1 protein-coding gene is annotated in these 808 nt (G+C 66.2%); it reads left to right on the top strand.

Annotation, left to right across the window (positions count from 1 at the left end):
- Positions 1-81: 81 nt before the first annotated feature.
- A partial coding sequence (locus DBR20_RS22405) for a gamma-glutamyl-gamma-aminobutyrate hydrolase family protein (RefSeq protein WP_219927833.1) occupies positions 82-808 on the top strand: 727 nt, incomplete at its 3' end.

Here is an 808-nt window from a genome sequence, read left to right as displayed (position 1 = left end):
GAGCGCCCGTGGTGTGACGGCAGCGGCTTGCCGTTGCCAGTGTCGGGCGGGTAACGTGATTGCACGCCAAGGAGTTTTCCCATGCGCCGCCTGCCCTGGGTGGGCCTGCCCACCGACAGCACCGTGCTCGGCCATCATCGTTTCGCGGTGGCCGGGGAAAAATATGTGCGTGCCTTGGTTGACGCTGCGCAGGCAACGCCACTGGTGCTGCCGAGCCTGCAGCCGCCGCTGCCGGCACGCGACTGGTTGCAGGGTCTGGATGGCCTGCTGTTGACCGGCGCGGTCAGCAACATCGAGCCGCAGCATTACGAAGGGGGCCGCACCTGGGAGGGCAACCTGCACGACACGGCCCGCGATGCCACTGCGTTCGCCCTGCTGCACGAGGCGCTGGCGATGGATCTGCCGGTGCTGGCAATCTGCCGCGGCTTCCAGGAATTGAATGTGGCGCTCGGCGGCACGCTTCATCCGCAGGTTCATTCGGTAGCTGGCCTGAGCGAACATCGTGAAGACCCGCAGGCGCCGGTGGAGGTCCAGTATGGACCGGCCCATGCGATCACCCTGGCCGATGGTGGTTGGCTGGCACAGTGGGCTGCCGGTGATCGGGTACAGGTCAATTCGGTGCACGGGCAGGGCATCGCGAGACTGGCCGAAGGCCTGCAGATCGAGGCCTGGGCCGATGATGGCCTGGTCGAAGCGGCACGCAGCCAGCGTCATCGATTCGTGCTCGGCGTACAGTGGCACCCGGAGTGGCGGGTCATGCAGACGCCGTTCTATCACGCTATTTTCCGTGCGTTCGGCCAAGCTTGCC

It is taken from the genome of Stenotrophomonas sp. HMWF023 (assembly GCF_003060985.1).
Lineage (GTDB): Bacteria > Pseudomonadota > Gammaproteobacteria > Xanthomonadales > Xanthomonadaceae > Stenotrophomonas > Stenotrophomonas lactitubi.
The sequence above is the reverse complement of the archived record's forward strand: the minus strand, read 5'-3'. Positions and strand labels throughout refer to the sequence as shown.